At 70.0% G+C, this 13,730-nt stretch carries 7 protein-coding genes and 2 pseudogenes; 2 read left to right on the plus strand and 7 right to left on the minus strand.

The genetic code is table 11. From position 1 onward, the window contains the following. Window positions 1–285 precede the first annotated feature (285 nt). Window positions 286–6,930, plus strand: a complete 6,645-nt coding sequence (locus ACZ67Q_RS29360) for a polymorphic toxin-type HINT domain-containing protein (RefSeq protein ID WP_471188621.1) — start codon at window positions 286–288, stop codon at window positions 6,928–6,930. 100 nt (window positions 6,931–7,030) lie between these two features. On the opposite strand, the gene ACZ67Q_RS29365 is transcribed toward ACZ67Q_RS29360, so the two are convergent. From ACZ67Q_RS29365 to ACZ67Q_RS29375, 3 genes and pseudogenes are all read right to left on the minus strand, one after another. Next, window positions 7,031–7,417 (minus strand): hypothetical protein, encoded by a 387-nt coding sequence (locus tag ACZ67Q_RS29365; protein ID WP_471188163.1) that lies wholly within the window; start codon window positions 7,415–7,417, stop codon window positions 7,031–7,033. 431 nt (window positions 7,418–7,848) lie between these two features. After that, window positions 7,849–8,139 (minus strand): annotated as a pseudogene (locus ACZ67Q_RS29370) (DUF1330 domain-containing protein); the annotation flags it as partial. A gap of 41 nt (window positions 8,140–8,180) precedes the next feature. Then, window positions 8,181–8,744, minus strand: a complete 564-nt coding sequence (locus ACZ67Q_RS29375) for a carboxymuconolactone decarboxylase family protein (RefSeq protein WP_471188165.1) — start codon at window positions 8,742–8,744, stop codon at window positions 8,181–8,183. A 102-nt stretch (window positions 8,745–8,846) separates the two neighbouring features. On the opposite strand from ACZ67Q_RS29375, the gene ACZ67Q_RS29380 reads away from it, so the two are divergent. Beyond that, window positions 8,847–9,122, plus strand: a complete 276-nt coding sequence (locus tag ACZ67Q_RS29380; RefSeq protein ID WP_471188167.1) for a winged helix-turn-helix transcriptional regulator — start codon at window positions 8,847–8,849, stop codon at window positions 9,120–9,122. 911 nt (window positions 9,123–10,033) lie between these two features. On the opposite strand, the gene ACZ67Q_RS29385 is transcribed toward ACZ67Q_RS29380, so the two are convergent. From ACZ67Q_RS29385 to ACZ67Q_RS29400, 4 genes and pseudogenes are all read right to left on the minus strand, one after another. Beyond that, window positions 10,034–10,918 (minus strand): NmrA/HSCARG family protein, encoded by an 885-nt coding sequence (locus ACZ67Q_RS29385; protein ID WP_471188172.1) that lies wholly within the window; start codon window positions 10,916–10,918, stop codon window positions 10,034–10,036. Window positions 10,919–11,262: 344 nt separating this feature from the next. Continuing rightward, the gene (locus tag ACZ67Q_RS29390; RefSeq protein ID WP_471188174.1) at window positions 11,263–11,439 is read right to left on the minus strand and encodes a hypothetical protein; all 177 of its coding nucleotides are present in this window, start codon (window positions 11,437–11,439) and stop codon (window positions 11,263–11,265) included. A 641-nt stretch (window positions 11,440–12,080) separates the two neighbouring features. After that, a pseudogene (locus tag ACZ67Q_RS29395) lies at window positions 12,081–12,228 on the minus strand (lamin tail domain-containing protein); the annotation flags it as partial. Between the two features lie 306 nt (window positions 12,229–12,534). Beyond that, entirely contained in the window at window positions 12,535–13,503 is a 969-nt protein-coding gene (locus ACZ67Q_RS29400; protein ID WP_471188177.1) for a quinone oxidoreductase family protein, read from the minus strand. Window positions 13,504–13,730 lie beyond the last annotated feature (227 nt).

The raw sequence follows: 13,730 nt of genomic DNA on the forward strand, positions 1-13,730 counted from the left end.
CGCGCACCCTCGCGGCACCCCGGCAAGCCTCAACTTCGCCCAGGCCGGCTGGGTGACTCATATCACTGCGCACTTGAGCCCCATCAAGGGTCAGTTGTGCCAACTTGTCGCCCTTCCCTGCCTCTTACCTCCCTCTTACCTTTACGGCGGTGTCACACAGGTGGCACACAGCAAACTACGAAGAAGCCGAGACTCATGACGATCCATAAGCCCGCTCCACATGAGCGGGGCAGGCCTTGGTCGGGGGGAACACTCCGCTACGTGGCGGGGAGCGTGGCCCTGGCCTTGGCCGTCTCGCTGCTCGACGGCACAAGCACGGCGGCCGCCGCCGACTCACCGGACAAGGCCGGCAAGCAGCCGAAGCCGGCCGTGACACAGGCCGCTGACATCCCCTCGGCCCGAGTGGCCGCGCGACTGTCAGGGCGACGTGTCGAGGCCCTTTCCGAACGGACCGAGACGTCCACGACGTGGGCGAACAAGGACGGTTCGCTCACCACCGAGCTCACGGCCGGCCCGATCCGGTTCCAGGAGGACGGCCGCTGGCGCCCGGTGGACCTCACGCTGGTCGAACAGGCCGGCGGCGCGGTCGAGCCCGTCGGCCACCCCAACGGCTTGCGGCTCAACGTCGGCGGCGGCGCCAAGGCCCGCTCGCTGCGGGAGGCAGCCACCGCCGGGGCACGCGACCTCGTGACCCTGGGCGAGGGCGACCAGCAGATCACCCTGCAGTGGAAGGGCGGCCTGCCCAAGCCGCGGCTCGACGGCACCCGCGCCACCTACGTGGACGCCTTGCCCGGTGCCGACGTCGTCGTCGAGGCGACCCGTACCGGATACGAGCAGTACGTCGACATCCGGCAGCGCCCGGCCACGACCGGCTACACCTACACGCTGCCGCTGAAGGCCAAGGGCCTGAATGTCAAGCAACTGAGGGACGGCAGCGTCCTCTTCACCGACCGCAAGAACAACAGGCGGGCCGTCATGCCCGCCCCCGTGATGTGGGACGCCACGACCGACAAGGTCTCCGGAGAGCACACCCACCGCGCGAAGGTCGGCCTGAAGGTGGTCCAGCGCAGGGGCTCGGTCGACCTCGTCCTCACCCCGGACGCGCAGTTCCTCGCCGATCCGCGGACGAAGTACCCGGTGACGGTCGACCCGTCCACCTCCGCGCTCAGCAACGTCTTCGACACCTACGTCCAGCAGGGCGAGACCGTCGACTGGTCCGCCGACACCGAGTTGGACCTGGGCAACCCGGGCACGAAGAACGCCGACGGCACCTTCCGCACGGCCCGTTCGTTCATTTCCTGGAACACCGCGCCGATCGCCGACGCGCTGGTGATGGACGCCAAGCTGTCACTGTGGAACTTCCACTCCGGCAACTACACCGGCTCCTCCTGCCCGAACCAACCGTGGGAGGTGTGGTCCACCGGGGCCGCCTCGACCTCCTCGCGCTGGACAGCCCAGCCGGCGTGGATCGCGCAGAAGGCCACATCCTCGGAGACCCGGGGCAACGCCTCCTGCACCACCCAGCCGGACGGCTGGATCAACGCCGACGTCACCACGCTGGTGCAGGAGTGGGCGTCGGCGAAGGCCGCGAAGTCCCACATGGGCCTGCGCGCCTCCGACGAGGCCGTCACCGGGCAGTGGAAGCGCGTCAACTCCGCCAACGCCGCCGCCAACCCGCCCAAGCTGGTCGTGACGTACAACTACCGGCCGCGCACGGGCACCAAGCAGGAGGCGGGCCCGCCGTACTACTCCTACAGCGGCGCCTACGTGGTCAACACCACGACCCCGACCCTGCGGGACACCTTTGTCGACCCCAACGGTGACAAGGTCAACGGCACCTTCCAGATCTTCGACTCCGCCACCAACACCCAGGTCGGCAACGTCATCGTCTCTCCGTGGGTGAACTCCGGGCAGGTCGCCTCCGTGACCGTCCCGGCCGGTGTGCTCGGCAACGGCAAGACGTACAGGTTCCGGACGTCGCCGTACGACGGCACGCACTACAACCTCGGCTGGTCGGAGTGGAAGACCTTCACGGTCGACACCTCGGCGCCTTCCGCCCCCACGTCGATCACGTCCACGGACTACCCGTCCACCGCGTGGGTCAGGGGCGCAGGCCAGGCCGGCACCTTCACCGTCACTCCCAGCGGCACCGACCACAACTGGCTTGAGTGGACGCTGGACGGCGTGACCTGGACGAAGGTCGCCACCGGCGGCTCCACCGCCGCCAAGGCCCTCAGCATCGCCCCGCCCAAGGACGGCACGCACACCTTGCAGGTCCGGCAAGTCGACAAGGCCGACAACAAGTCCGAGGCCGTCGAGTACACCTTCCACGCCGGGCCGGGCGGCTTCGTCCAGCCCGACGAGGGCGAGCGCACCGCCCGACGCCTGCCGCTCGTCGCGGAAGCCGACGGATCGAAGTACGACAAGGTGTCGTTCTCCTGGCGCCGCTCCGAGGCCGACGCATGGACGCAGATCCCCGCGGCGCAGGTCACCTCGGGCGGCACACCGCTGACCGCCTGGCCCGTGCCGCTCACGGCCGGCCGCAACGCCCAGCTGGTGTGGGACGCGACCAGCACGGTCGACCCGGACGGCACCGTCCAGATCAAGGCCGACTTCACGGGTCCCGACAGCGCCTCGGGCAGCACGCAGCCGCTGAACGTCGTCGTCGACCGCACCGCCTCAGGCGCCGCGACCGACGAAATCGGCCCAGGCCAGCTGAACCTGCTGACCGGTGACTTCACCCTGTCCGCCACCGACACCACGCACTTCGACCTGTCGGTGACCCGCACCGCGTCCTCCCGCAAGCCGGACGCCGGCGCGCAGCAGGCCGGCCAGGTGGCCATCTTCGGAAAGGAGTGGGTGTCGGGCACGGCCGCCGAGGCCACCGACTCCGACTACTCGCACCTTCAGCGGATCTCCGACACGGCCGTGGCCGTGGTGGACCTGGAGGGCGAGGAGATCTCCTTCACCGCCAACGCGGCGAAGACCGGCTGGATACCGGAGCCCGGCTCGGAGGAGCTGACCCTCACCGGCAGTGTGACCGGCAGCTTCACCCTTTCCGACACCGAGGGAACGGTCACCGAGTTCACCAAGCCGGACCCGGCCGCGACCACCTGGCAGGTGTCCAGCGCGCTGATGGACGGCCTGGCCCAGACCTCGACGACCGTGGTCTCCGAGACGGTGAACGCCTCCGGCAAGACGCTGGCCCGCCCCAAGCGCGTCATCGCGCCGACGTCGGCCGCGTCCGCCGCGACCTGCACGGCCACCCCGGCCACCAGGGGCTGCCGCTCGCTGGAGTTCGTGTACGCCACGACCACCACCGCGAACGCCACCTCCCTCGGTGACTTCGCCGGCCAGGTGAAGGAGATCCGCCTGTGGTCGACCGACCCCGGCGCCGCCGCGGCGACCTCCAAGGTCGTCCAGACCTACCGCTACGACGTCGCCGGCCGGCTCATCGAGACGTGGAATCCGCTGATCAGCCCCGTGCTGAAGACGCAGTACGCCTATGACGGCGCGGGCCGCGTCACCCAGGTCACCCCGCCCGGTCAGCTGCCGTGGACGTTCACGTACGGCAAGGCCGGCTCCGGCTCCGCCGCCGGTGACGGCATGCTGCTCAAGGCGTCGCGGCCCGCGCTGAAGCAGGGCACCCTCGACGTGGTCGAGGGGGAGGCCGCCACCAGCGTCGTCTACGACGTGCCGCTCACCGGCACCGCTGCCCCCTACAAGATGGGCGCCGCCGATGTGAAGGCGTGGGGCCAGACGGACGTGCCGACCGACGCGACCGCCGTGTTCCCCGCCGACGCCGTCCCGGCGTCGAACGCGGGCGCCGCCCTGACGGCCGCGTCCTACCAGCGCGCGGACATCACCTACATGGGCGCCTCGGGCCGTGCGGTGAACGCCGCGACGCCCGGCGGGCACATCACCACGACCGAGTACGACCGTTTCGGCAACACCGTCCGTGAGCTGACGGCGGCCAACCGGGACGTGGCACTCGGGACGACGGTTGCGGACCGTGCGACGCAGGCCGAGCTGGGCATCGCCTCGCTGGCCTCGTCCGAACGCGCCGACCTGCTCACCACCAAGTCCGTCTACAACGGCAACGGCACCCGGGAGCTGGAGGAGTTCGGTCCGCTGCACCGTATCGACCTCACGGCGGACCTGAAGTCCGGCACCACCACCCTGGTGGCGGCGGGCTCGCCGGTCACCGCCCGCAGCTGGACGGTCAACGCCTACGACGAGGGCCGCCCGACCGACGGCACCGCCAAGGTCAAGGACCAGGTCACCAAGGTCACCACGGGCGCCGAGGTCCGTGAGCACCCGGGTGTGCACGGCGAGACGCGCGTCGTGCAGACCGTGTACGACTGGGCCAAGGGCCTGCCGGTGAAGTCGATCCAGGACCCGGCGGGCCTGGCGATCACCACCACGACCGAGTACGACTCGCTCGGCCGTGTGGTCAAGACGTACAACACGGGCAGCACCGGCGCCGACGCGGGCACCGTGGTGACCTCCTACTGGTCCGCGTCCGGCACCGGCGCGTGCGCCGGCCGCCCGGAGTGGGCCGACCTGGTGTGCTCCACCGGACCGGGCGGCGCCATCACCGGTGGCGGCAGCAACCCCGCCCAACTGCCGACCACCACCACCGAGTACGACTGGTGGGGCAACGCCACGGTCGGCACGGACACCGCGAACGGTGTCACGCGGACCACGACCACCACCTACGACGCGGCGGGCCGTCGCGTCACCGTGAAGGTCACCGGCGGCACCGGCCAGGCCGTCCCGGACGCCACGACCGAGTACGACCCGGCCACCGGGCAGGAGTTGCGTACGACGTCGCCGACCGGCGGCACCATCACCCGGGTCTACGACAAGCTCGGCCGGCTCACCTCGTACACGGACGCCGACGGCGGCAAAACCACCACCGAGTACGACCTGCTGGACCGCCCGGTCAGGGTCAGTGACACCGTCCCGTCCAGCGTCACCTTCACCTATGACCACACCGTCGAGCCGCGGGGCCTGGCCACGAAGGCGACGGACTCCGTCGCGGGCGTCTTCCAGGCGACGTACGACGCGGACGGCTCGGTCGCCACGGAGAAGCTCCCCGGCGGCTACACGGTCACCCAGACCGAGGACACCACCGGCGCCGCCGTCGCCCGCACGTACACCCGTGACAGCGACGGCACCGTGGTGATGTCCGACGCGGTCACCGAATCCGTGCAGGGCCAGACCACCAGCCACGCCGGCTGGTCGGACCAGACCTACCGCTACGACGCCGTCGGCCGTCTCGTCCAGGTCGACGACACCGTGGACACCGTCTGCACCCGGCGGACCTACGGGTTCGACAAGCACGCCAACCGCACGTCCCTGACCACGGCCACCTCGGCGCCCGGTCTGGACTGCCCGACCACCGGAGGGACCAGCAAGACCTCGACGTTCGACAGCGCCGACCGCATCACCGACACGGGCTACGCCTACGACGCGTTCGGCCGCACCACTGCCCTGCCGGGCGGCGTGAGCGTCGGCTTCTACGCCAACGACCTCGCCTACCAGCAGACTGTCGGCAGCAAGCGGCAGACCTGGAGCCTCGACGCCGCCCTGCGCTTCCGCGGCTGGACCGTGGAGAGCAACAGCGGCGGAACCTGGTCGCCGACCGAGAACAAGCTCAACCACTACGACGGCGACAACGACAATCCTCGCTGGATCATCGAGAACACCGCCACCGGCGCCCTGACCCGCAACGTGGACTCCCTGTCCGGGAACCTCGGGGCGGTCACCAGCGCCACCGGTGACACGGTGCTGCAGTTCACCGACATCCACGGCGACGTGGCGCTCCAGCTCCCGCTCAACGCGGGCGAGGCCCCGATCGTTCTGGACACCGACGAGTACGGCAACCCGCGCGACAAACAGCAGGCCGTGCGCTACGGCTGGCTGGGCGGCAAGCAGCGCTCCAGCGAGACAGTGGCCGGCTTCACCCTCATGGGCGTACGCCAGTACAACCCCGCCACCGGCCGGTTCCTGTCCGTCGACCCCCAGCGCGGCGGCAACGCCAACGCCTACGAGTACTGCTCGGCCGACCCGATCAACTGCTTCGACCTCGACGGCAAGTGGGGCTGGAAGAAGTTCTTCAAGAAGGCCAAGCGCTGGGCCTGGCGCAACAAGTGGGACATCGCGCTCACCGCGGCAGGCTTCATCCCCGGCCTCGGCGCCGCCGCCTGGGGCTACCGCGCCTACCGCGGCTATCGGGCCCTGCGGGCCGCACGGGCCATCGGCCGCAGCTGCCGATGGAACTCCTTCCTGCCCGAGACGCCGGTCGTCATGGCCGACGGCAGCACCCGGCCGATCAGCCAGGTGGAGGTCGGAGACCTGGTCCAGGCGGTCGACGAGATCACCGGTGAGACCACCGTCTCGCCCGTCTCCGACGTGATCATCGGTCACGGCACCAAGGATCTCGTCACCCTGTCCGTGGACGCGGACGGCGACGGACGGTCGAAGAAGATCACCGCGACCGCCAACCACCCGTTCTTCGTCCAGGGCCGCGGCTGGATCGACGCGTTCCGGCTGACCCCGGGCTCGCGCCTGGCCAACCCGACCGGGTTCGCGCCGACGGTCACGGCCACCAGCCGGACGCAGGCGGTCCGCACCGTCTTCAACCTGACCGTCGCCGGCAGCCACACCTACTTCGTGGCCACCGACGGCCGGTCGGCGCTGGTCCACAACTGCGCCCGCTACATCCCCAAGAAGCGCAACGTCCTGAACTGGTGGCACCCCACCCGCTTCAGCAGCAAGGCCTCGGCGATCCGCCACGCCAAGCAGGTCGCGCGGACCGGAGGCCGCTGCCGCTACCGCGGTCCGTGCGGTTCCGGCAACCACGTCCACGTCGACTTCATCAACCGATTCGGACGGATCTTCCGCACGAACCACTACCGCTGGTGAGCAGCAGGCTGGTGAGCGGAGAGAGGTGAAACGAGCGTCGGGGCGGTCAGAATCTCCTGACCGCCCCGACGCGCAGCTTGCGTATGCCGACCGTGAGGCGTCAGCAGAACTCCTCGACGTACAGCAGGATGCGGCCGTCCTCGGAGCGGAACTCGTACGCCTGGTACGTCCACGTCTCCGACCCGGCCGTGTCGAGTCCGTCCTTGATCAGTGCCCACGCCGCCTCGCGCTCCTCTGCCGGCACGGGCCGCAGCACCTCCCCGGCGCCCTCCCCGACGATCACCTCGTCCGCGCCCCGCACGAGCCGCTTGACCATCCGGACGTCCAGCGGCCCCCGGCTCTTCGTCCACAGACAGCCCCGCTCGTCGACAAGCTCACCCGAACTCGCCGGCGAGCGCCCGCCCTCCACCGGATCGGACCCTTCCGCGGATTCCATGGCAGCCACCACGTCGGCGAAGCTCTTGTCTGACGTTCGCTTCTTCGGCATGAGACCAGTGTGACAGCAGACGCGTCGTGCATGAGCTCCCCTGGGGGACCGTCACCCGTGCCGGCCCGGCGGCACACCCATGCCTCCCGTTCGTCCGCGAGTCGTGAGGAAGCCCTCACCTGGTTGAGGGGCTAGCGTCCACCCCATCTGCCGAACGCGTGCGCCGGCTCGTCCTCGCCCGACGCCTGGTCCGCCGGCATGCCATCCTGGCCGGATGCCATAGGAAGTGCTGTTCGTCGCGGTGGAGGCACCACGGTGGTGCGGGTCGCGGCATTGCGCTTCCTCTCTGTCGATGGAACTGAGGGTTCGAGGGACGGTGGTCAGAAGGCGCGCAGCCGAGGCTGAGTGGGACGACCGACATGCGCTGGTGAAGGCGAGTCGAGCCCCTTGGAGCTCTGTGAGCCTTTAGTGAAGCTCCGACTGGATCTCGGTCAGTCGATGCCTTCGACGAAGCGGACGTCGCGCTCGACGCCGTCGGAGAGGGCGACCAGCGCCTCCTGGTAGGCCGCGCTCTCGCGTGCCGCGACGGCCTGCTCGAAGCTGTCGAACTCGACCAGGACGGTGCGCTCGGCGATTCCGGCGTCATGCGCCACGACCCGACCGCTACGGACGAGGGTTCGACCGCCCCCGGCCTCGACGGCCAGGCGGGCCAGCTTGTTGTAAGCAGCCAGCTTCTCAGGGTCTGAAATGGTGCGGTAGACGCTGACCCAGTAGCCCTTGGGCTTGGCACCTCCAGTGTTGGGATGAGTGCATGTGACTTAGATCAGTGTGCGGAGATCGGCTCGGTGCCGGGTTCAAGGGGCAGGCGGAGGGCTCTGACGGCGAACGAGATGGCGTGGTACCAACCGCACATCAAGACCAGATCGAGTGCGGCATCTTCATCGGCGACAGCGACCAGGTTCGCCCAGGTGTCGTCGGAGAGGTCAAAGGTCGCATGGAGCTCGTCGACCGCTTTGAGCACGGCACGATCGGCGGTGTGCCAGCAGTCGTCCGTCGGGCTTCCCTTCGCGAGGGACGCGAGCTGCGCCGCGTCGAGTCCCACCTTCTCGGCGAAGCCCGCGACGTGCACAGCCCACTCGTAGTCGGCGCCACACAGCGCGGTGGTCCGGTCGATGACCAGCTCGCGCTGGCGCACAGTGAGAGCGGAGCGCCGAGAGAAGTAGTAGCTTCCCCAGCCCGCGATGGAGCGGGCGAGCTCGGGCCGGCGGGCCCACACCCGGAACAGCTGGATGGGGGAATGCCCGAGGAGCTCAAGGGCCTCGCTGGCTCCCTCGCCATAGGGCGGCGAGAGCGGCTCGATGCGAGGCTGCTTCGATTTCAGAGGCATAGCGGGACGTTAACATTGACGCTTCGGAAAGGGAAGCAGATGACACGACCAACACCACTCCCAGGCCGCCGGGTCCGCGGCTCGCACACGGGGCGCCCGATCATGGCGCTCCTGGACCTCTTGGGCCGACGCTGGGCGCTGCGAGTGCTGTGGGAGCTACGGGACGGCTCATCTCCGACCTTCCGCCAGCTCCAGCAGCGATGCGGCGGCGTGTCATCAAGCGTCCTGGCAGACAGGCTTCGCGAGCTTGGACAGGCCGATCTCGTCGAGAACGCCGGCGAGGGGTACTTGCTCACCGAACAGGGCAGGACCCTTCGAGAATCTCTCGCCCCGCTCGATGAGTGGGCCTCCGGTTGGCGGCCCAAGGCGGGGGACTGACGGCCGTGACGGCGGGACGGGCTCAGTCGCTCCAGCGGTCACAGAGTGTCGCGACTCCATATCGGGGCCGGTGGCACTGCCCAGGGGGTATCCGACGCTGAGGACGACGTGGTGGAAGCTCATGGCGCTCGACGTCTCGCTCTTTGGGGTGACGGCCAGGATGACGCCGGGCATGGCGGCCGAGAAGCCGCCGACGCCGAAGCCGAGCACGCCCATCGCCGCGAACAGTTCGGCCAGGTCCGAGCGGGCCGCCGCGAACAGGGCGAACCCGCTGCCGACCACGACGGCGCTGCCGGCCAGGAGCAGGGAATCGGCGATCCGCTTCCGGACCCGCGGCGTGAGCTTGCCGGCGACGAACCCCAGCACCGAGAACGGGATGAGGACCAGCCCGGCGACGAAGGTCGTCAGCCCGAAGCCGTAGCCGGCGCCGTGCGGCGTCTGCGCGTACCGGATGATGAGCGTGAGCAGGAGGTACATGCCGATCTCGCCGACGAACATGGCGATGTTCGCCCCGGCGACCGCCGGGTGCCGTGCCGCCCGCACATCGACCAGGGGCGCCGTGCTGCGCAGCTCGATGACGGCCCAGACGCAGAGCAGCACCACCGCGACGACGGCGAGGCCCGCCGCCACGGCGAGGTGCCGGCTCCACAGATCCCCTTCGCCGGCGAGGAACAGCACCAGGAGCAGCGCAGCGGCCAGGACGGCCGCGCCTGCCACATCCCCAAGGGCACCGAGGTGGTGCACTGCGAAGGGGAGGGGACTGCCGGCACCACGCATCCCAGAAGGTTGGCGGTGCCGGCCCGCCCTTTCGGACCGCCTGACGGGTCAGCGGTCCGGGTTGACGCCGTTCGAGACGGACTTCACGCGGGCGATCTGGACCTTCGCCGCGTACTCCAAATTCGGCGGCGGCTTCACGCTGTCGCGGAATCGCGTAGCGCCGGCGTCGACCAGTGCGCGCCGACCCAGTCCTGCAGCGTGGTCAGGGAGGGGTGTGCCGCGCGCAGGGCGAGGACGTCCGCGCGGAACCCGACCGTGTTGAACCAGTCGAACATCTCGGCCATCTCCTCGCTGTGAGCGCGGATCTGCTCGATCGGCTGGGGCGCGAAGCGCACCGGGCGGTCGGCGGCGCGGGCGAAGACCTCGGCGATCTGCGGGCCGGTGAGTTCGTCCCCGGCTATCTCGATGGTTCGGCCCAGATGGTCAGCCGGGGCGTCGAAGGCGTCGGCGGCGAAGGTCCCTATGTCGTCGGGGGTGATCATCTGCAGTCGGGTCTGCGGGTCGAGCGCCAGGGTGAACATGAGCTCGCCGCCGACCCACTGGGGGCCGAGGTGCTCGAAGTTGGTGATGAAGAACGTCGGCCGCAGGATCGTCGCGGGCAATCCGAGAGCTTCGATGTGCCGTTCGACCTCGCCCTTGCTCGCGAAGTGCTGCACCCGGCCGGGCCGGTCGGCGCCGTCGACGGAGCTGTAGACGAAGTGTGCGACACGGGCGCGAGCCGCCGCCTGCGCCACCGCCTTGCCCTGGCGTACTTCGCCGGCGAACGCGTCCGGGCCGGTGAAGGTCTGCACGCTGAACACTCCGTATGCCCCGGCCAGAGCCGCGTCCAGCGAGGCCTCGTCGTCCAGGTCGCCGCGCACCAGCACCGCCCCGGCCTCCTGCAACGCCAGCGCTTGCGGCGACTCCGGGTCACGCACCAGGGCGCGAACCTCCCAGCCGCGGGCAAGCAGCGCGCGGGCGGTCGCGCCCCCCTGCCGCCCGGTCGCTCCGGTGACCACGACGATGCGGTTCTCCTGCATCACAAGCTCCTCACAAGCACAGCCCGGGAAGGCCGTCAGCGGCCTTCCCCCGATGCAGGAAAGCCTGCGACCTCAACTTTGCTCGAGGTCCAGCAAGTGTGATCGACGCCACAAGCGGCTGGTCGCGAACCATCCGCTCTCCGCGCCGCACCACCTCGCCAACGCAACCGCCCACCCGCCAGCTGAAGTGCTCAGTCACAGATGTGAAACGCCTCGCCCCCGACCGCTTCAATACCGGTACGACTGAGCGCTTCAACTGGCGAGCGGAGCATTGAGGCGACAGCGCTCAGCCGTCCGTGGCCACACTGGGCGCTCTCAGGCGCTTTCAGCGGCGTCCAGCTCCGCTACGGGCCTCGGGCTGTCCGTTCGTCCTGCTCGCGCAGTATTCGCATGACGGTCGCCGGGGAAGGGTGCCGACCCTTCTTCTTGCTTTTGGTGATGACGACCCGGGCCGCGATCTCGCGCAGGCTCAGCTCCTGGCCCAGCGGGTGCAGCGCCATCGTCCTGCTGCGATGTGCCACCTACATGACACTGGACCGCCTGGGATTGCAGCACGTCCTGTCAGTGGCCAGAGCACAAAGCACCACGTCGTGTCAGCGGCCAGCCATCGCCACAGGCGAGACCTGCAAGAGCAGGCCGCTCCTGACCAACCGTCACTGTCATGACCTCACTGCCACGTGGACCAGGCGCGGCGCGATCTCGGCGGCGAGCGGGGCGGACGGCCGCTGAGACAGGGCGACGTGTCCCTCGGGGAGGCGCACTGCGAGGTGCCGTGGTCGGACTGGCGCCCCGGTGATGCCAACCACCACAGCGTCCACAGTTTCAGTGTGGCGCAGCTTCTGCCACTGGCGGGAGCCGTCCCTGTACGTCGACGACCCCACCTTGATCATCAGTCCCTCGATGTACTGCGATCGAACGTTGGTGCGCTTGCGGCAGCCCGAAACCCGGCCACGTCGGTGCCTTACGGGCATGCGACGCCGTTTCGTTCCTGGCCGCCGGCATCCCCCACGCCCGCTTGGCCAACAGGTGGCGCGCCACAATGCCTGTGCCCTCGTCGCCCACCGGAGGCGTGCAATGGTTCACGCCGGGCACCGCTGTGCACCGCCTTGCGCGCACCGGTGATGTCTCTCAGCGCCGGCACGGCCGCGTGCGGATGCGGGATCACCGCCTGGCGGGTGCTGTTCGTGATCTCCACCCACTCGGCGTTCAGCGAGCGGTTGGAGCGGTCGTCGCGTTTCGGGGAGTCTTACCGCACCGCTGATCGCCACCGCGGCACGCTCACGCGAGCCGTGGTGACGGCCGGCGGCCATGGCCGGCAGCGTGGCGGCGCCGACCAGGGCGGCGGATACGGCCGTGGCGGCGGCCGGACGGCGGGCGCGTTCACCCGAAAGGGAGTACGGCAGACCCCGCCGGCCGCCGTCCCGACTGCCCCTCCCCCGAGCGAGGCCGCACGCTCCGACCGAAGAGGGACGAGCGCTGCCGCAGGAGGAGCAGAGGGGGCCGAGATCACCGCGGATGCCGCACCACGTCCCGCGTCCCGTTCGGGGTGTGCCGCCCCACGACAGCCGCGCCCCTCGCATGCACCGCCCCACGACCGTCGCCTCTCCCCCGCTCAATCAGGTTCGGGGAAGCAGGAGAAGCTTTCCCTTTGTGCGGCGAGCGAGCAGGTCTTCATGCGCCTGGCGGGCCTGTCCGAGCGGGTACTGCCCTCCGACAAGCGGTCGCAGGCGCCGCCTGGCGGTGAGGTCCAGCAGTTCCTGCAACGGCGCGCCTGCGGCCCCTTCCCGGACGAGCAGCGGGGTGAGCCAGAAACCGGCGACCGTGAGACTCTCCACTGCAAGGCGGCTCGGGGAGATGGCGGAGGCGGGCTGCCGGGCAGAGGCCCCGTAGGTGACAAGTCTCCCCAGGTAGCCCAGGGTGTCCAGGGCGGCGTCGAGAACCGGGCCGCCAATGGCGTCCAGCACGATGTCGACCGGCCGCCCGTCGTTGGCGGCCAGGACCCTCTCCCGGTACCCCTGTGCCTCGCCGTCGATCGCGACGTCCGCGCCCAGGTCCAGGGCAAAGGCGCGCTTGCCTTCGGAGGAGGCGGTGGCGATCACCCGTCCGGCCCCGAACTCCCGGGCCAGCTGGACAGCGAGGCTTCCGGTGCCGCCGGCGGCGGCGTGTACCACTACACTCTCGCCGGGTCTGATCCGGGCAACCGAGCGCAGCAGGTGCCAGGCCGTCAGCCCCTGGACGTGTACCGCCAGCGCCTCGCCCGCGCTGACGCCCTCCGGCACGGTGACCAGGTCCCGGTCGGCGACCACCGTCCGCTCGGCGTAACCGCCCTGCAGGACGTGGCCGAGGACCCGCCGCCCGTTCGCTGTCCGGCCCACAACCTCCATGCCCGGGATTCGCGGCAGCGGTCCCTTGGGGGCATAGGGGCCGTCAGGCTGCTCGCCGGCGATCTGCTTGATATCGCCGAAGTTGACGCCGGCCGCCTCCACTTCGACCACTGTCTCACCTGGCCTTGCCACCGGTTCGGGCACCTGGGCCTCTGTCAGGACCTCCGGGCCGCCGAACCGCTCGAACTGAACGGCGCGCATGCGTCTTCTCCCCGCTGCAAGGCTTTATCCATGGTCACCGCTCCCCTGGCGGAACCGGACAACCACCTTTGAGGTGCCCGCTCCCGCATCCTCGAGCATCGCCGGCGTTCGAGGACCGTCACTTCCCAGCCGATACGGCGCGGACCGATCGCGGAGGCGAGGACGCCGGTGCCCCCTCCGACGTCGACGGCCGTGCGGCCCCGTGCGCCGCCGCCCTTCCGGCATGC

The organism is Streptomyces sp. NPDC036813, from assembly GCF_055609245.1.